This window comes from Xanthomonas sp. NCPPB 901 (genome assembly GCF_056725085.1).
The window spans coordinates 1,785,045-1,805,885 of sequence record NZ_CM161511.1 but is presented as its reverse complement, the minus strand read 5'-3'; the positions used below and the strand labels follow the sequence as shown (position 1 = coordinate 1,805,885).

Annotated in this window: 21 protein-coding genes; 14 read left to right on the top strand and 7 right to left on the bottom strand. The window is 71.3% G+C overall.

Translation table 11 applies throughout. The features are described from left to right. Positions 1-132 precede the first annotated feature (132 nt). From dapE to AC1PME_RS07360, 4 genes are all read right to left on the bottom strand, one after another. Positions 133-1,263, bottom strand: a complete 1,131-nt coding sequence (dapE, locus tag AC1PME_RS07375; RefSeq protein WP_254460971.1) for a succinyl-diaminopimelate desuccinylase — start codon at positions 1,261-1,263, stop codon at positions 133-135. A 189-nt stretch (positions 1,264-1,452) separates the two neighbouring features. Then, a complete protein-coding gene (locus AC1PME_RS07370) occupies positions 1,453-1,911 on the bottom strand; it encodes an N-acetyltransferase family protein (protein ID WP_481097750.1) in 459 nt (152 codons plus the stop codon). Continuing rightward, complete coding sequence (locus AC1PME_RS07365) at positions 1,908-2,264, bottom strand: arsenate reductase (protein ID WP_242159347.1); 357 nt, start codon at positions 2,262-2,264, stop codon at positions 1,908-1,910. Before AC1PME_RS07365 ends, AC1PME_RS07370 begins: the two co-directional genes overlap by 4 nt. A 183-nt stretch (positions 2,265-2,447) precedes the next feature. After that, positions 2,448-2,903: a hypothetical protein gene (locus tag AC1PME_RS07360; protein ID WP_481097749.1), complete on the bottom strand. Its 456-nt coding sequence runs from the start codon at positions 2,901-2,903 to the stop codon at positions 2,448-2,450. Between AC1PME_RS07360 and AC1PME_RS07355 the strand changes: the two genes are divergently transcribed. Beyond that, positions 2,902-3,318, top strand: a complete 417-nt coding sequence (locus AC1PME_RS07355; protein ID WP_307549573.1) for a hypothetical protein — start codon at positions 2,902-2,904, stop codon at positions 3,316-3,318. The two genes, AC1PME_RS07360 and AC1PME_RS07355, sit on opposite strands and share 2 nt — an antisense overlap. A 287-nt stretch (positions 3,319-3,605) precedes the next feature. Here AC1PME_RS07355 and dapD read toward each other — a convergent pair whose 3' ends face one another. Genes dapD through map form a run of 3 tightly spaced genes read right to left on the bottom strand, consistent with a single transcriptional unit; the run spans position 3,606 to position 7,995 of the window. After that, positions 3,606-4,589 (bottom strand): 2,3,4,5-tetrahydropyridine-2,6-dicarboxylate N-succinyltransferase, encoded by a 984-nt coding sequence (gene dapD, locus AC1PME_RS07350; protein ID WP_481097748.1) that lies wholly within the window; start codon positions 4,587-4,589, stop codon positions 3,606-3,608. Beyond that, positions 4,589-7,189, bottom strand: coding sequence for a [protein-PII] uridylyltransferase (locus AC1PME_RS07345; RefSeq protein ID WP_254461376.1), 2,601 nt, complete (start codon positions 7,187-7,189; stop codon positions 4,589-4,591). Before AC1PME_RS07345 ends, dapD begins: the two co-directional genes overlap by 1 nt. Positions 7,190-7,218: 29 nt before the next feature. Next, complete coding sequence (gene map, locus AC1PME_RS07340; RefSeq protein ID WP_429002528.1) at positions 7,219-7,995, bottom strand: type I methionyl aminopeptidase; 777 nt, start codon at positions 7,993-7,995, stop codon at positions 7,219-7,221. A gap of 227 nt (positions 7,996-8,222) precedes the next feature. Between map and AC1PME_RS07335 the strand changes: the two genes are divergently transcribed. The 13 genes from AC1PME_RS07335 to AC1PME_RS07275 all read left to right on the top strand — a co-directional run bounded on the left by AC1PME_RS07335 (position 8,223) and on the right by AC1PME_RS07275 (position 20,841). Continuing rightward, positions 8,223-8,726: a Csu type fimbrial protein gene (locus tag AC1PME_RS07335; RefSeq protein ID WP_254460965.1), complete on the top strand. Its 504-nt coding sequence runs from the start codon at positions 8,223-8,225 to the stop codon at positions 8,724-8,726. A 14-nt stretch (positions 8,727-8,740) separates the two neighbouring features. Beyond that, complete coding sequence (locus AC1PME_RS07330) at positions 8,741-9,481, top strand: fimbrial biogenesis chaperone (protein ID WP_481097747.1); 741 nt, start codon at positions 8,741-8,743, stop codon at positions 9,479-9,481. After that, positions 9,444-11,813: a fimbria/pilus outer membrane usher protein gene (locus AC1PME_RS07325; protein WP_481097746.1), complete on the top strand. Its 2,370-nt coding sequence runs from the start codon at positions 9,444-9,446 to the stop codon at positions 11,811-11,813. Before AC1PME_RS07330 ends, AC1PME_RS07325 begins: the two co-directional genes overlap by 38 nt. Continuing rightward, positions 11,810-12,832 carry a Csu type fimbrial protein gene (locus tag AC1PME_RS07320; protein ID WP_481097745.1) on the top strand — a complete coding sequence of 341 codons (1,023 nt, stop codon included), beginning with the start codon at positions 11,810-11,812 and terminating at the stop codon, positions 12,830-12,832. Before AC1PME_RS07325 ends, AC1PME_RS07320 begins: the two co-directional genes overlap by 4 nt. 81 nt (positions 12,833-12,913) lie before the next feature. Further along, positions 12,914-13,234 (top strand): hypothetical protein, encoded by a 321-nt coding sequence (locus AC1PME_RS07315; protein WP_307549564.1) that lies wholly within the window; start codon positions 12,914-12,916, stop codon positions 13,232-13,234. 17 nt (positions 13,235-13,251) lie between these two features. Continuing rightward, complete coding sequence (locus tag AC1PME_RS07310; RefSeq protein WP_481097744.1) at positions 13,252-13,965, top strand: fimbrial biogenesis chaperone; 714 nt, start codon at positions 13,252-13,254, stop codon at positions 13,963-13,965. A 278-nt stretch (positions 13,966-14,243) separates the two neighbouring features. Then, the gene (rpsB, locus tag AC1PME_RS07305) at positions 14,244-15,041 is read left to right on the top strand and encodes a 30S ribosomal protein S2 (RefSeq protein WP_017908839.1); all 798 of its coding nucleotides are present in this window, start codon (positions 14,244-14,246) and stop codon (positions 15,039-15,041) included. A 151-nt stretch (positions 15,042-15,192) separates the two neighbouring features. Then, on the top strand, positions 15,193-16,071 hold the full coding sequence (gene tsf, locus AC1PME_RS07300; RefSeq protein ID WP_307549559.1) for a translation elongation factor Ts: 879 nt from the start codon (positions 15,193-15,195) through the stop codon (positions 16,069-16,071). A gap of 115 nt (positions 16,072-16,186) precedes the next feature. Further along, positions 16,187-17,683 (top strand): GGDEF domain-containing protein, encoded by a 1,497-nt coding sequence (locus tag AC1PME_RS07295; protein ID WP_254460958.1) that lies wholly within the window; start codon positions 16,187-16,189, stop codon positions 17,681-17,683. 82 nt (positions 17,684-17,765) lie between these two features. Further along, positions 17,766-18,488 (top strand): UMP kinase, encoded by a 723-nt coding sequence (pyrH, locus tag AC1PME_RS07290; RefSeq protein WP_160970848.1) that lies wholly within the window; start codon positions 17,766-17,768, stop codon positions 18,486-18,488. A gap of 195 nt (positions 18,489-18,683) precedes the next feature. Beyond that, complete coding sequence (frr, locus tag AC1PME_RS07285) at positions 18,684-19,241, top strand: ribosome recycling factor (protein ID WP_254460957.1); 558 nt, start codon at positions 18,684-18,686, stop codon at positions 19,239-19,241. A 38-nt stretch (positions 19,242-19,279) separates the two neighbouring features. Beyond that, positions 19,280-20,020, top strand: a complete 741-nt coding sequence (gene uppS, locus AC1PME_RS07280; RefSeq protein ID WP_254460956.1) for a polyprenyl diphosphate synthase — start codon at positions 19,280-19,282, stop codon at positions 20,018-20,020. Then, positions 20,017-20,841 (top strand): phosphatidate cytidylyltransferase, encoded by an 825-nt coding sequence (locus tag AC1PME_RS07275; protein WP_254460955.1) that lies wholly within the window; start codon positions 20,017-20,019, stop codon positions 20,839-20,841. The genes uppS and AC1PME_RS07275 overlap by 4 nt, the downstream gene beginning before the upstream one ends.

Below are 20,841 nucleotides of genomic sequence, written 5' to 3'. Positions count from 1 at the left end.
AGTCGCAGACCCGCATCGGCCGCGCACGATTATTCGCCAGCGCATGATTGCGGCCGTTGGCGGTGGTCGAGCGGAGGGCGGACAGCGAGTGCATGGAGCGAACGTAACCCGGCGCGCGGGCCGGCGCAACTGTTACCGCAGCAACCGTTCGATCAGGCGCAGGTACAGGTCCGGCAGCGCCTCCAGGTCGGCCACGCGCACATGTTCGTCGACCTGGTGGATGCTGGCGTTGACCGGGCCGACCTCGATGCACTGCGCGCCCAGCGGGGCGATGAAACGCGCATCGGAGGTGCCGCCGCCGGTGCTCTCCTCCGGCGGCGCACCGGCGACCTCGCCCAGCACCTCGCGCGCCACCCGCCGCAGCGTGCCTTCCGGGGTGTAGAACGGCTCGCCGCTGCGGTGCCAGCGCAGCTCGTAGTCCAGGCCATGGCGATCGAACAGCGCGGCGATCTCCGCCTCCAGCCGCGGCGCATCCCAGTGCGGGGTGTAGCGCAGGTTGAAGGCGACCTGCAGTTCGCCGGGGATCACGTTGTTGGCGCCGGTGCCGGCGTGCACGTTGGAGATCTGCAGGCTGGTCGGCGGGAAGCTTTCGTAACCGTCGTCCCAGTGCCGCGCGACCAGCTCGGCCAGCGCCGGCGCGGCCAGGTGGATCGGGTTGCGCGCCTTGTGCGGATAGGCCACATGGCCCTGCACGCCGCGCACGCGCAGCGCGCCGGAAAGGCTGCCGCGACGGCCGACCCGCAGCAGGTCGCCGAGCCGTTCGGTGGACGAGGGTTCGCCGGTGAGGCACCAGTCGATGCGCTCGCCGCGCTCGGCGAACATGCGCGCCACGTGGCGCACGCCATCGATCGCATCGCCCTCCTCGTCGCTGGTCAGCAACACCGCCAGCGTGCCAGGGTGCTGCGGATGCGCCGCCACGAACCGCTCGGCGGCGACCACGAAGGCGGCCACGCTGCCCTTCATGTCGGCCGCGCCACGCCCGTACAGCACGCCGTCGCGAACCTGCGGCGCGAACGGATCGCTGGCCCAGGCTTCGCGCGGCCCCGGCGGCACCACGTCGGTATGGCCGAGCAGGGCCAGCACCGGGCCGTCGCCGCCGCGGTGGGTGGCCCAGAGATTGTCGACCTGGCCGCAGCGCAGCCGCTCGATGGCGAAACCGGCGCGCGCCAGCCGCTGCGCGATCAGCTCCTGGCAACCGGCATCGTCGGGGGTGACCGACGGGCGGGCGATCAGGTCGCAGGCGAGTTCAAGGACATCGGACATGCAGGGACACCGTTTGGAAGGCGGAAGACGCAATGCTGCGGACGCTGCGCCGTGGCCTGCAGACCGCGCGAGCGGTGGCCACGTGCACGCTGACGGCGCAGCGGGAACCGCAGTGTACGAGGGCGGGATAGCGATGCCGAGCACCCTGCCTGCCCGCCTGGCCGGACGCAGGCGGGCCGCGGACCGCGCTCAGCCCGCGCGCGCCGGCCAGCGCATGCACTGCACGCGCACCGCGAACGCCTCGTTGCCTGGCATGCGCCCATGCTGCATGCCGGTTTCGACGAAGCCACAGGCGCGGTAGAACGCCAGCGCCGCGGCATTGCCCTCCAGCAATTCCAGCGTCAGGCCCGCCGGGCTGGCCTCCTGCACCGCGGCCACCAGCGCCTGGCCGACGCCGCGCCGGCGTGCGGACGGATCCACGTACAGCCAGGCCAGTTCCTCGCCATCGTCGGCGACGAAGCCGAGCACCTGTCCCTGCCATTCGGCGACCTGCACGCGGTAATCGAACAGGCCTTCGCGCGCGGCCGCGATCGGCAGCGGCAGGAACGCATCGGCCAGCCCCGCCGCCTGCAGTTCCTCCAGGCGCGCGGCGTCGTGGATGGCGCACAGGCGCGCCCAGTCCTCGGCCCGGTACGGGCGGATGGTCACGCCACCCCGAAGCGCTGCTTGAAGCCGTTGTCGGAAAAGCCCTGGCTGAGCCGGCCGTCGTCGGTCACCACCACCGGCCGCCGGATCAGCTGCGGATACTCGCGCAGCAGCAGCTTCCACTCGGCATCGGAGCCGGGGGTCTTCTTGTTGTCGGGCAGTTGCCGCCAGGTGGTCGAGGACTTGTTGACCAGCGCATCGAAGCCGCCGGCCTGGCCGGCCCAGTCCAGCAGGGTGTCCGGCGTCGGCTTGTGCTCGCGGTAATCGACGAAGGTATAGGCCACGCCGAAGCGGTCCAGCCACTTTGTCGCTTTCTTGCAGGTGTCGCAGTTCTTCAATCCGTACAACGTCGTCATCGAAACCATCCCTTCAAGCGAGGAAGCCCCTCTTCCACCGGCGACCGTAGGGAGTCCCCGTGGGGGAGAGGGGTTGGGGTGAGGGTCGGCACGCCGCGTGGCAGCGTGGCGCGCGTGATCTTACCCGGCGCGCGCCGTCGGGTCCCCTGCGCAGCAGGACACCGCGATCGGCCGGACCGCTCCTCATTGCGCCGGCATTTCCTTGAGCTGCGCCGAGTCGATCCGCCAGCGCAACTGCGCGGCCGCGGCGCCGTCCACACCGTTGACGCGGCGCAGGACGTAGTCGCCGCGGAAGCGTTGCCGCGTGCCGTCGGCCAGCGTCGCCTCCACGGTGACCGGCACGGGCTGGTACACCGAGCCGGCGGCACCTTCGCCGGCGCCCAGCGCGCCGATCGTCACCTGCACCGCGCGGGTCCGGGCGAAGCCGGCCTCGAACGCAGCGTAGGACTGCCCCGGGCGCCCGTCCTCGCCCCACTGCTGCCAGGCCGTGGCGTAGTCGCGCGCATTGATCGCCGCGTAGTAGCGCCGCACCACCGCGGCCGCCGCCTGCGGGCTGTCGGCGGCCGGGCCGCAACCGGCGGCGGCCGCCGCGTCGCGGCCGAGCAGCGCGCAGCTGCGGGCGATCTCGTTGTCGATCATGGCGCAGCTGTTGGCGGCATTGCAGGGCGGATGGGTGGCCGGCGACACCGCGCGGCAGGTGGCCACGCGCGCCGCCGCGGCGTCGGCGCCGATCTCTGCGGCGCAGGACAGCGGCTCGCTTGCCGCGCTCGCATCCGCCGTCGCGGTCGCTGCCTGCGGTGGTGCGGACGCCGCTGGCACCGTCGACGCGGAGGCCGGCGCAGCGGCCGCCGCCGCGTGCGTGTCGGCATCCTTGAGCGCCGCCGGCGCCGGCGCGCCCTCACGGCCGCATCCGGACAGCGCCAACGCTGCCGTCATCCAGCAAGCCCATGTGATCTTTCGCATCGGTGTCTCCTGTCGGCGCAGCGGCAGCACCCGACGACGGTCTGCGCCGGGCATCGTCGGGTCCGATACGCACCGCCGAGGCAGCGCCTGAACCCGTGTGTGGCAGCGTATCCGGCCACCGATGTACGTCGGGTATGCGCCCTGCCCCCGGCGCGAGATTGCGAATCTGCGCGGACCAGGCGACCGCCTTGCGCCCGCGCGACCACCACCATGGGCTGTCCTGCCCGCCCGCAGACAAGACGGCGGTACGGGATTCGCAAAAGGCTGCATGCCGGCGACAGACGGAAGCTGCCGCGTGCTTGCCGCTCCGGCCGACCACGACGTCGACGGGGAGCGGCGTGCCAGCGCGAGACCGGGCCAGGCCCGGTCTCGCCATGCTCAGTCGGCCAGCCCGCGCAGCAGATCGTTGACGCTGGTCTTGCTGCGGGTCTTGGCGTCGACCTGCTTGACGATCACCGCGCAGTACAGCGAGTGCGAGCCGTCCTTGGACGGCAACTGCCCGGACACCACCACGCTGTACGGCGGCACGTAGCCGTAGGAGATTTCGCCGGTGGCGCGGTTGTAGATGCGCGTGCTCTGACCCAGGAACACGCCCATGCCGATCACGCTGTGGTGGCCGACCACCACGCCCTCCACCACCTCCGAGCGCGCGCCGATGAAGCAGTGGTCTTCGATGATGGTGGGGCTGGCCTGCAGCGGCTCGAGCACGCCGCCGATGCCGGCGCCGCCGGACAGGTGGCAGTGCTTGCCGATCTGCGCGCAGGAACCGACCGTGGCCCAGGTATCGACCATGGTGCCCTCGCCGACGTACGCGCCGATGTTGGTGAAGCTCGGCATCAGCACCACGTCCTTGCCGAAATAGCTGCCGCGACGCGCGACCGCCCCCGGCACCACGCGCACCCCGGCCTTGCGAAACTCGGCCTCGTGGTAGCCGGCGAAGCGCGCTTCCACCTTGTCCCAGAACGGCGCCGGCTGCGCTTCCACCACGGCCATCTCGTTGACCCGGAAGTACAGCAGCACCGCCTTCTTCAGCCACTCGTTGACCTTCCAGCCGCCGTGCCCGTCCGGCTCGGCGACGCGGAACTCGCCGCTTTCCAGGCCATCGATGACGCGGTTGACCACCGGCCGGGTCGATCCCTCGATCTCGTCCAGGGTCAGGGTGGCGCGGCGCTCGAAGGCGCTGTCGATGGTGAACTTCAGTTCGTCGGCGCTGGGCACGGCAACCGGCTTGGCGCGCGGCGGCTTCGGCGCGGGCTTGGCGGCCGGCTTGGCCGCCGCGGTCGGCGCCGCGCGCTTGGCGGCGGCGGGCTTGGCCGGCGTCTTGGTGGCGGTCTTCTTGGCGGCGGGCTTCTTGGTGGCCATCAGCGGGGGTCTCCAGGCGGGGAATCGGGGTCCAGGCAGGCCTGCAGCGCGGCCTGCAGCGCCTGGCGGGCGGCGTCGGGCAACGGCAGGTTGTGCTCGTCGGTGATGTGGAACTGGTCCTCGGCGCGCTCGCCGAAGGTGGCGATGCGCGCATCGTGCACGCGCAAATGCTGCCGGCGCAGCACCTGGGCCACGTCCGACAGCAGCCCGGGGCGGTCCGGCGCGACCAGGCTGAGCCGGGTCCGGCGGCCATCGAGGCTTTCGCGGAACTCGATGCGCGGGGCGAAGCGGAAATGCCGCAACTGCCGCGGCACCACCCGCCGCGCCGGACGCAGCCGCGCCAGGTCGCCGGCCAGCGCCTCGCGCAGCGCCGCCTGCAGTTGCGCCAGGTCGCCGCTGGCGAAGGCATCGGCGGGCATGACCTCGAAGGTGTCGAAGATCGCCTCGTGCGGCGCATCGAGCACGCGTGCGCGGTGGATGCCGTAGCCGAGCCGGTCCAGGGTCATCACGATCGCGGCGAACAGGCCGTCGCGGTCCGGCGAGTACACGAACACTTCCAGCGCCGCATCGTCGGGGGTGACCGGGCGCACCTTGACCAGGGTGCCGCCCAGTTCCACCTCCATCAGCGACGTCGCCTGCCAGGCCAGTTGCTCGGGGCGGAAGCGCAGGAAGCTCTCGTCCGGCATGCCGGCGAACTGGCGGTCGATGGTGACGTCGTCGTGGCCCTGGATGCGCATCAGCGCGCGGGTGGCCTCGCGCGCCTCCTGCAGGCGCTCGGCCACCGGCAGCGGATGCTCCAGGCCTTCGCGCAGGGCGCGCCGCGCGGCGAAATACAGGTCGGCCAGCAGCCGGTCCTTCCACGCGTTCCACAGCTTGGGGCTGGTGCCGGCGATGTCGGCGCAGGTCAGCAGATACAGATAATCCAGGCGCTCGCGGTCGCCGGCCAGGCTGGCGAAGCGGTGGATCACCTCCGGATCGGCGATGTCCTGCTTCTGCGCGGTCACCGACATGCGCAGGTGCTGCTCGACCAGCCAGGCGACCAGGTCGGTATCGGCGGCGCTGAGCGCATGCGCGGCGCAGAACGCGCGCGCATCCACCGCCCCCAGCTCCGAATGGTCGCCGCCGCGGCCCTTGGCGATGTCGTGGAACAGGCCGGCCAGCAGCAGCAGTTCTGGCTTGCGCAGCCGCGGCCAGACTTCATGGGCGATGGAGAAGCGCTCGTCGGCGCGCGCCTTGGCGAACACCGCCATGTTCTTCAGCACCATCAGCGTGTGCTGGTCGACCGTGTACACATGGAACAGGTCGAACTGCATGCGCCCGGACACCTGCGCGAACGCCGGGATCCACTGCCCGAGCACGCCCAGCCGCGCCATCCGGGTCAGCGTCTGCACCGCGCGCGGGCCGCGCAGCAGGCCCAGGAAGCGCTCGCGCGCGGTGGCGCTGGCGCTGGCGTAGTCCGGCAGCTGCGGCAGCGCCTCGGCCAGCGCGCGCGCAGTCAGCGAGTGCAGGCCGCGGATCTCGCCGTGCGCGGCCCAGGTGGCGAACAGCGCGAACACCTGCACCGGGTCGGCCTGCGGCCAGCGCTCGGCGTCGGCGGCCAGGTAGCCGCGGCGCAGCGAGAAGCCGCCATCCAGCGGCTGCGGCTGCGCCTCGCCGTCGAACTGTTCCTCGAAGCGCTGCAGCAGGCGGTCGCTGAGCCGGCGCACAATCGCCGCGCTGCGGTAGAAGCGCTGCATCATCTTCTCGACCCCGAGGCTCTCGGGGTCGTCGGAGAAGCCCAGGCGCTGCGCCAGGGTCTTCTGGTAGTCGAAGCGCAGCCGCTCTTCGGGGCGATTGGCGACCAGGTGCAGCCCGTAGCGCAAGCGCGCCAGTTCGCGGCGCTCGCGGCGCAGCGCGGCGGCCTCGTCGCCGCCGACGTGGCCCAGCCCGATCAGCGGCTCCAGGTCGCGCACGCCGAATGCGCGCAGCGCCATCCAGCCCAGCGTGTGCAGGTCGCGCAAACCGCCGGGGCCGTCCTTGATGTCCGGCTCCAGGTTGTCGGCGGTGTCGCCGAAGCGCTGGTGGCGGGCCTGCAGTTCCTCGCGCTTGGCCATGAAGAATGCGCGCGGCGGCCACACCCGCTGCGGCGCGATGGCCGCCGCCAGCGCCGCCTTGGCGGCGGCGTCGGCCTGCAGCGGGCGCGCCTCGATCAACGCGGTCAGCACGGTCTGGTCGGCGCAGGCGGCGGTGCACTGCGCGGCCGAGCGCACCGCGTGGCTGACCGGCACGCCGGCATCCCACAGCAGCGGGAACAGCCGCGCCAGCGCCGGTTCGTGCGCGGGATCGAGTTCGCCGAACACCAGCAGGTCGATGTCCGAACGCGGGAACAATTCGCCGCGGCCATAGCCGCCGACCGCGAACAGGGCCAGCCCGGCCTCGCGCGGCACGCAACGGCTCCAGGCGTGACGGATCAGCTGGTCCAGCGCGCGCGCGCGCAGCGCCAGCAGGCGGTCGATGTCGTCGCCCTGGTCGAAGCGCTTGCTCAGCCGCGCATCGGTCTGCGCCAGCAGTTGCCGGACCGCCGCCGCCCAGCCGGCGTCGTCGACGCCGGCGTCGGGCATGCCGGCATCGGCACCGGCCGGCAGCAGGCTCACGGTTCGCCGAGGCCGCCGGGCGACAGGGTCAGCACCTCCACCCCATCGTCGGTGACGGCGACCATGTGCTCCCATTGCGCCGAGAGCTTGCGGTCCTTGGTCACCACGGTCCAGCCGTCCGGCAGGACCCGGGTGTAGCGCGTGCCCTCGTTGATCATGGGCTCGATGGTGAAAGTCATGCCCGGCTGCAGCACCAGGCCATCGCCCGGCCGGCCGTAGTGCAGCACCTGCGGTTCGTCGTGGTAGACCTTGCCGATGCCGTGGCCGCAGTACTCGCGCACCACGCTGAAGCGCTCGCTCTCGGCGTACTGCTGGATCGCATGGCCGACGTCGCCGAGCGTGGCGCCGGGCTTCACCGCACGGATGCCGCGCCACATCGCCTCGTAGGTGGCCTCGATCAGGCGCCGCGCCATCACCGAGGGGGTGCCCACGCAGTACATGCGGCTGGTGTCGCCATGCCAGCCGTCCTTGATCACGGTCACGTCGATGTTGACGATGTCGCCGTCCTTCAGGACCTTGCTGTCGCTGGGAATGCCGTGGCAGATGACGTTGTTCACCGACGTGCACACGGTCTTCGGATAGCCGCGGTAGCCGACGTTGGCCGGCACCGCCTGCTGCACCTTGACGATGTGGTCGTGGCAGATGCGGTCCAGCTCGGCGGTGGTGACGCCGGGCTTCACGTACGGGCCGATCAGGTCCAGTACCTCGGCGGCCAGGCGGCCGGCCACGCGCATCTTCTCGATGTCCTGCGGAGTTTTCAGATTGACGGTCATAGCCGTCATTATCGCTCATCCCGGCGCTGGCTGAACGCGCCAGGCGCGTTGGCGGCTTTTTGGCGCGTCGGCCAGGCCGTCGCCACCTTCATCGCACTGAACGTGGCGTCCTGCGGTCGCTGTCTCATGTGAAAACTGGATGACGATCCATAAAAGTGTGAATTGGCTCGCATTTTGCACTGGCAGTGGCACCGGCGGTCGTCCGCCATTTCCGAAGAAACCCTGCCATGTACCTCTTCCACCGCGTTCTCGCCTTCCTCGTGCTGTTCGCCGCCGGGACCGGCCTGGCCTGGGCCCAGTCCGACTCGCGCACCTTCAACGTCAAGATCCAGATCACCAGCGTCTGCGACATCCAGACCGCGCCCACCGACGTCGATTTCGGCAGCGTCAATTCCAACCAGAGCGCGATCAACAGCACCGGCACCTTGAACGTGCGCTGCACCTCCGGCACCCCGTACAACATCGCGCTCAACGCCGGCTCCGGTTCCGGCGCCACGGTGACCACGCGCACCATGGGCAGCGCCGACGCCGGCAATACCGCGCGCGTGCCCTACGCGCTGTACCGCAATGCCGCGCGCACCCAGAACTGGGGCTCGACCATCGGCACCGACACCCAGGCCGGCACCGGCAATGGTGCAGTGCAGCCGATCACCGTCTACGGCCAGGTCGCCAGCACCAACTACCCTGCGGGTTCGTACAGCGACGTGGTCACCGCCACCGTCACCTGGTAACCGGAGCCGCTTGCATGTGTCCGCGCCCGCATTCCTTCCTGCGCCTGCCGGCGATTGCCGCACTGTGGCTGGCGGCAGCCGGCGCCGCCCTGGGCGCGAGCCTGCAGGTGGCGCCGACCTCGGTGTCGCTGCGCGCCGAGGAGACCGCCCAAGGCCTCTGGCTCAGCAACAGCGGCGACGTGCCGCTGCGTGCGCAGGTGCGCGCGTTCCGCTGGCAGCAGCGCGATGGCGAGGATGTGCTCGACCCCAGCGACCGCATCGCGCTCAGCCCGCCGATGCTGGAGCTGGCGCCGCACGCGCGGCAACTGGTGCGGGTGATCCGCCTGGACGCCGCGCCCGGCGCAGGCGAGGACGCCTATCGCATCCTGGTCGACGAACTGCCCAGCCAGGACGCCGGCGGCAACGCCAGCGCCGGGCTGCAGTTCGTGCTGCGCTACTCGGTGCCGGTGTTCCTGCAGCCGGCCGTGGCCACCGCACCGGCGCTGCGCGCGCGGCGCGTCCACGACGGATCCGGCGCGGCGCTGGAAGTGCGCAACCAGGGCAACGGCCACGCGCAACTGGTGGACCTGCACTTCGTCGCCGGCGACGGCCGCCGCCGCGCCATCGCCGAGGGCCTGGCCGGCTACGTGCTGCCGGGCCAGCGCAAGCGCTGGCCGCTGCCGGCGGAACTGGCGCAAACCCCGGGCACGTTCGAGGCAAGGATCAATGGCGAGCCGCGTGCGCAGTCGCTGGTCGTGGACACCGCGGCGCCTTGAACTGCTGCTGGCACTGTGGGCCGGCCCCGCCGCGCTCGCCATCGCCCAGCCGCAGGCCCCGACCCAGCCCCAGGCGGCCGCACCGGCGCAGGAGACCCTGTACCTGGAGGTCACCGTGAACCAGACCCGGCAGCCCGGCCTGTTCCGATTCGAGCGCGCTGGCGAGCAACTGCGCGCCAGCGCCGCGACCCTGCGCCAGCTCGGTCTGCGCGTGGACGGCGGCGACGCCACTGCGGCGATCGCCCTGAGCGACCTGGACGGCGTGCGCTTGCGCTACGACGCCAGCCTGCAGCAGTTGACCATCGACGCACCGGTGGCCCTGCTCGACGTCGCCACCACCCGCATCGACGCCCGTGGCGATGAACCGTCGCTGCCGGCGACCAGCTCCCCCGGCGCCCTGCTCGACTACGACCTGTACGCCAGCCGCCAGGGCGGTGCCAGCAATCTCACCGCCAGCGGCGAACTGCGCGTGTTCGGCCTGGGCGACGGCCTGCTGCGGCAGTCCTTCGTCGGCCGGCTGTACCGCGAACCGCAACGCGACTGGCGCGCCCAGGCGATCCGCCTGGACACGCAATGGCAATGGTCGCTGCCCGAGCGCATGACCAGCGTGGTGCTGGGCGATACCTTCAGCAGCGGCACCAGTTGGAGCCGCACCCTGCGCCTGGGCGGAGTCCGGGTGGGCAGCGACTTCGGGCTGCAGCCGTACCGCGCGCTCGCCCCGCTGCCGGAATTCCTCGGCGAGGTGGCGGTGCCGTCCAGCGTGGACCTGTACGTCAACGGCATCCGCCAGTACGGCGCGCAGCTGCCGGCCGGGCCGTTCCAGCTGTCCGCCGCACCGGGCGTGGACGGCGCCGGCAACGCCCAGGTGGTGATCACCGACGCGTACGGCCGGACGCGTTCGCTGGCCTTTCCGTTCTATGCGACCCAGGATCTGCTGGCCAGCGGCCTGACCGACTGGTCGCTGGCACTGGGCCGGGTACGCGAGGACTATGGCGTCGCCGACTTCGCCTATGCCGGGGATACCGTCGGCAGCGCCAGCTGGCGGCGCGGCGTCAGCCCGCGCTTCACCGCCGAGGCGCATGCCGAGGCCGGCGCCGGCGTCCGCAACGCCGGTGCCGGCGGGCAGTGGCTGCTGCCGCGCGCCGGCGTGTTCGGCGCTTCGCTGGCGCACGGCAGCGCGGCCGGCCGGCAAGGCCTGCAGTACGCGCTCAGCTACCGCTGGAACAACGGCCGCTTCAACCTGGCGATGGATACCCAGCGCGCGCAATCCGGCTACCGCGACGTGGCCGCGCGCTACGGCGCCGCGCCGCCGCGGATCAGCGAGCGCGCCCTGTTCGGCAGCACCTGGGACGGCGTCGGCAACATCGCCTTGAGCTATGTGCGCCTGGCCTACCCCGACAGCGGCGAGCAGCGCTACGCCGGCCTGTTCTGGACCCGCACCCTGCCGCGGCAGTCGTCGTTGAACCTGAGCATCAACCAGAACCTGGACCAGGCCCGCGACCGCAGCGTGTACCTGGGCTGGTCGATCGCGCTGGACGGCCGCCGCCAGGCCGGCGTCGCCGTGCAGCGCATCGGCACGCGCACCGGCGCGACGGCCGACCTCAGCCAAGCGGCCGCCGCCGACGGCGGCAGCGGCTGGCGGCTGCAGGCGCGCTTCGGCCAGGACGGCGGCGGCGGCCTGGCCGAAGCCAGCTGGCGCGGCGCCAGCGCCCGCTACGCCGGCGGCATCGCCAGCGCCGGCGCCGGCGCCGGCGGCCAACGCTACGGCTATGCCGAAGCCTCGGGCGGCCTGGCCTGGATCGGCGGCGGCTGGTTCCGTGGCCGCGACCTCGACCAGGCCTTCGCCCTGGTCTCCACCGGCGGCATCGCCGACGTGCCGGTGCTGCTGGAGAACCGGCCGATCGGCCGCACCGATGCGCGCGGCTTCCTGCTGGTCACGCCGCTGCTGGCCTGGCAGCACAACCGCCTGTCGATCGATCCGATGCGCCTGCCGCCGGAGCTGCGGCCGGAGCAGGTCGACCAGATCGTGGTACCGCGCGACCGCGCCGGCGTGGTGGTGGCGTTCCCGATCCGCCGCAGCGACGGCGTGCTGGTGCGACTGCACGATGCCGCCGACGCGCCGCTGCCGGTCGGCAGCCGGGTGCATGGAGCGGGCGTCGACACGGTGGTCGGCTACGATGGCCAGGCCTATGTGGAAGGGCTTCAGCCCGGCCGCAACGACCTGGAGGTGGAGATGCAAGGGCGCCGTTGCCGGTTCCGGATCGAGCGCCCGGCACAGGCGCCGCCGACCCGGCTGGGCCCGCTGCGCTGCGCCCCGGAGACGGCGCCATGAGCGCGCGCGCCTGGCCGATGGCGCTGACGGCGCTGCTCCTGGCGGCCGCGGCGCTGCTGCCGCAGCGCGCCGCGGCCACCACCACCTGCGCCGCGCAGGCTACGGCGGTGAGCTTCGGCACCCTTTCCGACACCGCCGCCACCGACGCCACCGCGCAGATCGTGGTGACCTGCCAGACCGGCGCGATCAGCGTACTGGGCACGATCTACGTGCGCATGTGCCTGAACATCGGCGAGGGCTTGCAGGGCGGCGGCTTCGGCATCACCCCGCGGCGCATGCTCAACCCGCTCAACGACAGCCTCGGCTTCCAGCTCTACCGCGACAGCGCGCGCAGCCTGATCTGGGGCAGCGCCCTGAGCGGCTCCACGCCGCTGCAGGTAGATCTGACCTACTCGTCGCTGCTGACCGGCGGCAGCGGCACCGCCACCTACACCGTCTATGCGCGGGTGCCGTTGCAGAGCGGCATCGCCACCGGGCTGTACCAGAACACCTTCAGCGGCGTGTCCACCAACCTGCAGTACCGCTACGACGAGCCGCTGGTGGGCAACCCCGCGGCGGTACCCGCCTCCTGTACCACCGGCGGCAAGGGCGGCGGGACCTCGGTGCAGTTCCCGTTCGTGGTCAGCGCCAGCGCCGCGCCGACCTGCTCCATCGCCAGCATCGCCGACCTGGATTTCGGCACCCAGTCGGGCCTGATCGACAAGGCGCTGAACTACACCACCGTACTCAGCATGAACTGCCGCTACCGCACCGCCTGGCAGGTGAGCCTGGACAACGGCCAGAACGCCAGCGGCAACGTGCGCCGCATGCGCAGCGCCAGCGGCCAGTACCTGACCTACGAGCTGTACCGCGACGCCGCACGTACCCAGCGCTGGGGCAGCACCCTGAACAGCGATACCCAGACCGGCACCGGGACCGGCAGCGCACAGTCGCTGACCCTGTACGGCCAGGTCCCGGCCCGGCAGACGCCTGCACCGGGCAGCTACAGCGACGTGGTCAAGGTCACCGTCACCTACTGAGGTCTGAACGGCGCCGTCGCGCCGATCAAGTTGCCGCGGCGCGGGCCGCTATCTGCTGTGTCCGCCTCGGAGTCCCGCTTGATGACCGTGCCGTTCCTGCGACCGCTGCTGCTGGCGAGCCTGTGCGCGGCCGGCGTCGACGCGGCGGCGCAGCCGGGCGTCGGCAACGGCGGCGCCATGCTGCGGATCGGCATCCGCATCGAACGCAGTTGCGAGATCGGCGTCCCGGCCCGCGCGCAGCCCGGGGGGCTGCCGACGGTCGCCTGCAACCGCCCGCTCGCCTACCAGGTCAGCGTCGACGGCGCGCCCGCGCCCGACGCCGGCACCGCATTGGCGTTGAGCCTGCCCGCGGCCGCCGCCACGCCCCGCGCGCCGGCGCGCTACGCCACGGTCGCGTTCTAGTGGGCCGCGCCCGCAGCGTGCGCAGGCGCCTGCTGCCGACGCTGCTGCTGGCGCTGGCCGGCAGCGCCGCCGCGGCCGGGGTACGGATCAGCCCGACCCTGGTGCAACTGGCGCCCGGCGAAACCAGCACCGAGATCTGGCTGAGCAACACCCAGGATCGCCCCTGGCAGGCGCAGGTCCAGGTGTACCGCTGGCAGCAGACCGACGGAATGGAAGTACTGGAGAGCACCGACGAGGTCCGGCCCAGCCCGCAATCGATCGCCATCCCCGCACAGGGGCGGCAACTGCTGCGGCTGGTGCGCCTGGCTCCCGCCGCCGCCACCGAGCGCGCCTACCGCCTGGTGCTGGAGGAACGCGCCACCCCGCCCGACCCGGCCGCGCCCATGCCCGCCGCGCAAGCCGCGCCCCTGCTGCTGCGCTATTCCACGCCGGTGTTCCTGCCCCCCACCGACCCCGCGGCCGCGCCGCGCCTCAGCGCCCACCTGCTCGCCGGCGCGCATGGGCCGGAACTGGTGGTGCACAACCGCGGCAGCGTCCACGCCCGGCTCAGCGACCTGAGCTTCATCGGCGCCGACGGCCGCACCCTGCCCCTGTTCCCCAGCCTCGCCGGCTACGTCCTGGCCGGCGCCTACAAGCGCTGGCCGCTGCCGCCCGGCGCGGCCGCGCCGGGCGGCCGCTTCGCGGCCAGGCTCGACGACCAGGCCCCGCTGCAGCCGCTACCGACCGAGTGAACCGCCCGGCGCATTGCGCCACCGGCCTCCGCCAGGTATAGTGCGCGGCTTCGTCGTGCCTGTCATCGGCCGATGGACCGTCCACGCCGGACGCACCGGCGAATTCACACCTGCCGCCATCGCCCGTGCCGGGGTGCTCCGCAAGGAGTTCGGCCACGGAGGCGGCAGGGAGGCCCAACCCCGGAATCGTCGTGCGGACCCGCAAGGCCGCACCGTCATGCGCGCGCTTCACCCATTCCTGCCCGCGCACGGCCGGTTCCCCATCAGGAGTCACTGCAATGCCCCAGGTCACCATGCGTCAGATGCTGGAAGCCGGCGTCCACTTCGGCCACCAGACCCGCTACTGGAACCCCAAGATGGCGCCGTACATCTTCGGCGCGCGCGGCAAGATCCACATCATCAACCTCGAGAAGACGGTTCCGCTGTTCAACGACGCGATGAACTTCATCTCCAGCGTCGCGCAGAAGCGCGGCACCATCCTGTTCCTGGGCACCAAGCGCAGCGCCCGCGACGCGGTGAAGGAAGAAGCCGAGCGTTGCGGCCAGCCGTTCATGACCCAGCGCTGGCTGGGCGGCACGCTGACCAACTTCCGCACCGTCAAGCAGTCGGTGGCGCGCCTGAAGGAGCTGGAAGCGGCCGAGACCGACGGCACCTTCGACAAGCTGGTCAAGCACGAAGTGCTGACCCTGCGCCGCGAGCGCGACAAGCTGGAAGCCTCGCTGGGCGGCATCAAGGAAATGAACCGCCTGCCGGACGCGCTGTTCGTCATCGACATCGGCCATGAAGACATCGCCATCAAGGAAGCCAAGAAGCTCGGCATCCCGGTGATCGCGGTGGTCGACACCAACTACAACCCGGACCTGGTCGACTACGCCATCCCGGGCAACGACGACGCCATCCGCGCCGTGCAGCTGTACGCCCGTGCCGCCGCCGACGCCGTGCTGGAAGGCAAGGCCGCTGCGCCGAACGCCGCCAGCGTGCGCGAGGAAGAGTTCGCCGAGGGCGGCGACGACAAGGGCCGCGGCCCGCGCAAGAACGGCAAGAAGGCCGAAGAGACCGCTCCCGCCGCCGAGTAACCGGCGCGCCATGCGGCTGCGCGATCATGCGCAGCCGCCACCCGGCGCGTTCGACGCGCCCGGCTCCGCGAGCGCCGCCTGCGGCGCCCGCTTCCCAGATTTACCGGCCGGCCGCAAGCCGGCCTTTTCCCACCTTTCGTGAGGACATCCCGTGGAAATCACTGCTTCCCTGGTCAAGGAACTGCGCGAGCGCACCGGCGCCGGCATGATGGAGTGCAAGAAGGCACTCACCGAGAACGCCGGCAACATCGACAACGCCGCCGAGTGGCTGCGCAAGTCGGGCCTGGCCAAGGCCGACAAGAAGGCCGACCGCGTCGCCGCCGAAGGCCGCATCGCGATGGCCCAGGACGGCGGCAAGGCGGTCCTGGTCGAAATCAACTCCGAGACCGACTTCGTCGCCAAGGACAACAACTTCCTGGCCTTCACCGACGCCGTCGTCCAGGCCGCCCTGGCCTCCGGCGCCGCCGACGTCGAAGCGCTGAAGAGCGCCAAGCTGCCCAGCGGCGAGACCGTCGAGGAAGCCCGCGCCGCGGTCATCGCCAAGGTCGGCGAGAACGTGCAGGTGCGCCGCCTGGTGCGCATCGACAGCGCCAACAACGTCGCCGCCTACGTGCACGGCGGCCGCATCGGCGTGCTGGTCGAGGTCAAGGGCGGCGACGCCGACCTGGCCCGCGGCATCGCCATGCACGTCGCGGCGATGAACCCGCCGCACGTCAAGGCGTCCGACGTGCCGGCCGAGTTCGTGGCCAAGGAAAAGGAAATCGAGCTGGCTAAGATGTCGGAGAAGGACAAGGCCAAGCCGGCCGACATCCTCGAGAAGATCATCAGCGGCAAGATCGCCAAGATCGTCAACGAAGTCACCCTGTACGGCCAGCCGTACGTGCTGAACACCGACCAGAGCGTGGAGCAGGCGGTGAAGGCCGCCGGCGCCGACGTGGTCGGCTTCCAGCGCCTGGCGGTGGGCGAAGGCATCGAGAAGGTGGTGGAAGACTACGCCGCCGAAGTGATGAAGCAGGCCGGCCTGGCCTGATCCCGCACCCGGGAAGAAAAGAGCCGCGCATTGTCGCGGCTTTTTTTTTGCGGGTGTACGCTGCGCGGGCTGGGACAGGCCGCTGCCCGCCCTCACCACACTGCATCGGACGTGCATGCATCCTGAACTCGAAGCGATCCTGAGTCATTCCCGCGACCTACCCTCGCCGCCCGGCGTCGCCTTGCGCATCATCGAACTGGCGCAGGATGCGGACGTGGACCTGGCCGCTACCGCCGACGCCATCGCCATGGACATGGCGCTGAGCGCGCGCATGCTGCGCATCGCCAACTCCCCGCTGTACGCCAGCCGACGCCGCGTCGACAACCTCGGCCAGGCCCTGACCATGCTCGGCCTGAACGCCGCGCTGAGCCTGGCGCTGGGCTTCTCGATGGTGCAGAGCCTGCGCGGCGGCAACGGCGAGCCGCAGGAACGGCTGTGGCGGCGCAGCGTGCTGGCGGCGCTGGCCAGCCGCCTGCTCGGCCAGGCCGCCGGGCTGCGCAAGCACGAGGAACTGATGCTGGCCGGCCTGCTGCAGGACATGGGCGCGCTGGCCCTGCTGCACGTCTGCCACGACCGCTACGCCGCCCTGCTGCACGAGGCCGCCGGCGATCCGCAGCGGCTGAGCGCGCTGGAGCGCGAGCACCTGGGCGCCGACCGCGCCGAGGTCGGCGCCTGGCTGGCGCAGAAATGGAAGCTGCCCGCCTACCTGCAACGCAGCATCGGCAGCAGTGGCAACAGCGGCCCCGCGACCGAGCCCTTCGACATCTGCGTGCAGCTGTCCGGCCCCATCGCCGACATCTGGCTCGGCGACGACCCCGAAGCCGCGCGCACCTACGCCATGCAGCGCGCCTTTCGCGAGCTGCAGCTGGACAGCCGCCGCTTCGACGAGGTGGTGAGCCACATCGCCGAGGCGCTGCCGGCGGTCAGCCCGATCTTCGACGTGCGCATCGCGCAGCCGGAGCGGGTCGACGCGATCATCAGCCACGCCCGCGAGCTGATGGTGCTGCGCAACCTGCGCGAGGTGCAGGAGGCCAACCGCGTGCGCCAGCGCGCCGACGAATACGAACAGCGCGCGCGGCGCCTGGCCGAACAGGCCAGCCGCGACGCCCTCACCGGCGTGTTCAACCGGCACCAGCTGGACACCCTGCTCACGCAGCAGTTCGAACTGGCCAACCGCCACGACTGGCCGCTGTCGGTGGCCTTCATCGACCTGGACGACTTCAAGAAGATCAACGACGCCCACGGCCACCTGGTCGGCGACCAGGTGCTGCGCGCGTTCGCGCAGACCCTGCTGCCGCTGCTGCGCAACAGCGACACCGTGGCGCGCTTCGGCGGCGAGGAATTCCTGGTGCTGCTGCCCAATACCGGCGAGGACGCCGCGCTCGGGGTGATGCGGCGCATCCTCACCGAGATCGCGCAGCGGCCGATGGCCGAGACCAAGCAGGGGCCGCTGCACATCAGCTTCTCCGCCGGCGTGGCCACCCAGGGCGGACGCGAGCGCTTCAACAGCGCGCAGGAACTGCTGCAGGCGGCCGACGACATGCTGTACAGCGCCAAGCACGGCGGCCGCAACCGCGTCACCGCGCGGTCGTGCGGCGATCCGCAACGCTGAGGCGCCAGCGGCGGCGCAGACGCGCTGGCGCGCATCGGCTAAAATCGCGTGGTTTGCCCGTCACCCCCCCAACGAGGTCGCCATGTCCCAGCTCGCCTATCGCCGCATCCTGTTGAAACTTTCCGGCGAAGCGCTGATGGGGGACGGGGACTACGGCATCGACCCCAAGATCATCAACCGCCTCGCCCATGAGGTGATCGAAGCGCAGCAGGCCGGCGCGGAAGTGGCCCTGGTGATCGGCGGCGGCAACATCTTCCGCGGCGCCGGCCTGGCCGCCGGCGGCATGGACCGGGTCACCGGCGACCACATGGGCATGCTCGCCACCGTGATCAACGCGCTGGCGATGCAGGACGCGCTGGAAAAGCTCGGCGCCAAGGTGCGGGTGATGAGCGCGATCAAGATCAACGACGTGTGCGAGGACTTCATCCGCCGCCGCGCGATCCGCCACCTGGAAAAGGGCCGCATCGCGATCTTCGCCGCCGGCACCGGCAACCCCTTCTTCACCACCGACTCCGGCGCCGCGCTGCGCGCGATCGAGATCGGCGCCGACCTGCTGCTGAAGGCGACCAAGGTCGACGGCGTCTACGACAAGGACCCGAAGAAGCACGCCGACGCGGTGCGCTTCGACAGCCTGACCTACGACGAGGTCATCGCCCGCAACCTGGAAGTGATGGACACCGCCGCCTTCGCCCTGGCCCGCGACAGCGACCTGCCGCTGCGCATCTTCAACATGGGCCAGCCCGGCGAACTGCTGAAGATCCTGCGCGGCGCCGAGATCGGCACCCTGGTGAAGGGTCGGGGCTGAAACGCCGGGAGTGGGGAATCGGGAGTGGGGAATCGCAACAGCGTTGCGCGCTGCAGCATTGGCGCCAGCCCCGATTCTCGCGACATTCGCGTTCAGTTAGGCGCGCCGGGATCCGCCTTTGCCGTTCCCCATTCCCGATTCCCCACTCCCAGCAGGCTATAATCGTCCGATTCAGATTCAGCACGGACACCGGCGATGCTCAACGAAATCAAGCAAGACGCACAGACCCGCATGGCCAAGAGCATCGACGCGCTGCGTCATACGCTCATCAAGGTGCGCACCGGGCGCGCGTCGACCGCGCTGGTCGAGCACCTGAGGGTCAACTACTACGGGTCGGACATGCCGCTGAGCCAGGTCGCCAGCGTCGCCGTCGCCGACGCCCGCTCGCTGACCATCACCCCGTGGGAAAAGCAGATGGTCGGCGCGGTGGAGAAGGCGATCCTGGCCTCGGACCTGGGCCTGACCCCGAACACCGCCGGCACCACCATCCGCCTCAACCTGCCCGCGCTCACCGAGGAGCGCCGCCGCGAGCTGTCCAAGGTCGTGCACGGCGAAGGCGAGGACACCAAGGTCGCGATCCGCAACATCCGCCGCGACGCCAACCAGCAGGTCAAGGATCTGCTGAAGGACAAGAAGGTCACCGAGGACGAGGCCCGCGCCAGCGAGGACGACATCCAGAAGCTGACCGACAAGGCGATCAAGGACGTGGACGAAGTGGTCAAGGGCAAGGAACAGGAACTGATGGCGGTCTGAGCCTGCGCCTGCCGGCCATGCCATCCGACCCCGTCCCCATGTCCCTGCCCCGCCACCTGGCCATCATCATGGATGGCAACGGCCGCTGGGCGCAGCGCCGCCGCCGGCCGCGCGTGATCGGCCACCGCGCCGGCGCCCGCGCGGTCAACCGCACCATCGACTTCTGCCTGGAGCGCGGCATCGCCGCGCTGACCCTGTTCGCCTTTTCCAGCGAGAACTGGGGGCGCCCGCAGGAGGAAGTGGACGCGCTGATGAAGCTGTTCCTGCACGCGCTCGACCGCGAGGTCGACGAGCTGCAGCGGCGTGGCGTGCGCGTGCGCTTCATCGGCGACCGCTCGCGCTTCGCGCCATCGCTGTGCGAGCGCATGGCCCAGGCCGAGGCCCGCACCCGCGACAACCAGGCCCTGCACCTGTCGATCGCCGCCAGCTACGGCGGGCGCCAGGACATCGCCCTGGCCGCGCGCGCGCTGGCCGAGGACGTCGCCGCCGGGCGCCTGCGCCCGGAGCAGATCGACGAGGACGCGCTGTCGGCGCGCATGGCGCTGGCCGACCTGCCGCCGCCGGACCTGTTCATCCGCACCGGCGGCGACCTGCGCATCAGCAACTTCCTGCTGTGGCAGCTGGCCTACACCGAACTGTGGTTCACCGAGACCCTCTGGCCCGAGTTCGGCCCCGAGGTGCTGCAACAAGCCCTGGACGACTACGCCCGCCGCGAGCGGCGTTTCGGCCTCACCAGCGCGCAGGTCGCCGAAGCGGCGACGGAGAACGTTTCCGCATGACCCGTACCCGCGTCATCGCCGCGCTGATCATGGCCCCGCTGGCCATCTGCGCCATCCTGCTGCTGCCGACCCAGTGGCTGGTCGCGCTGGCCGCGTTGATCTTCCTGATCGGCCTGTGGGAATGGCTGAAGCTGGCCGAGGTCGACGACACCCTGCCGCGCACCATCCTGCTGATGCTCAACCTGCTGCTGATGGTGCTGCTGGTGTGGGCCTCGGCCGGCTCGCTGGTGCTGTTCCAGCTCACCACCCTGATCGGCGTCGGCTGGTGGTGCGTGGCCCTGCTGTGGCTGGGCTTCTACCGTTTCGGCTCCGACCATGCCACCTACGCGCGGGTGTTCAAGCTCGCCGCCGGCACCCTGGCGATCGTCCCGGCCTGGGCCGCGCTGGGCCTGATCCACGCCAGCGAGCCGAACGGCCACCGCTGGCTGCTGACCGCCCTGGCCACGGTGTGGGCCGCCGATTCCGGCGCCTATTTCGCCGGCCGCCAGTTCGGCAAGCACAAGCTGGCGCCGCGGATCAGCCCCAACAAGACCGTGGAAGGCCTGGTCGGCGGGCTGCTGGCCGGCCTGGCCGTGGCCGCCGGCTTCGGCTGGCTGGCCGGGGTGACCCTGCCGCACCTGCCCGGACTGCTGATCGTGGCCGCGGTCAGCGTGCTGGCCTCGGTGGTCGGCGACCTGTTCGAGAGCCTGCTCAAGCGCCACGTCGGCGCCAAGGACTCGGGCAACGTGATTCCCGGCCATGGCGGCGTGCTGGACCGGATCGACGGCGTGCTGGCGGCGCTGCCGATCTTCGCGCTGGGCAAGGACATCTTCGGGTTCTGA